This window comes from Streptomyces atroolivaceus, from assembly GCF_000717025.1.
GTDB lineage: Bacteria > Actinomycetota > Actinomycetes > Streptomycetales > Streptomycetaceae > Streptomyces > Streptomyces atroolivaceus.
This window is the reverse complement of sequence record NZ_JNXG01000098.1, coordinates 1-220: the sequence shown is the minus strand read 5'-3', so window position 1 is coordinate 220 and position 220 is coordinate 1. Positions and strand designations below refer to the sequence as shown.

The following is a 220-nucleotide window of genomic DNA, read 5'->3' as shown; positions in this document are numbered from 1 at the left end:
CGGTAACGGGTGGAGCTGACTGGTACTAATAGGCCGAGGGCTTGTCCTCAGTTGCTCGCGTCCACTGTGTTAGTTCTGAAATAACGAACGGCCGTGTTTTGTTCCGGTGTTGGTTAATTTCATAGTGTTTCGGTGGTCATTGCGTTAGGGAAACGCCCGGTTACATTCCGAACCCGGAAGCTAAGCCTTTCAGCGCCGATGGTACTGCAGGGGGGACCCT

The 220-nt window shown here is 53.6% G+C and carries 1 rRNA gene; it reads left to right on the top strand.

The features are described 5' to 3' along the window. Positions 1-128 precede the first annotated feature (128 nt). Positions 129-220, top strand: a 5S ribosomal RNA gene (gene rrf / locus OO67_RS35575); the annotation flags it as partial.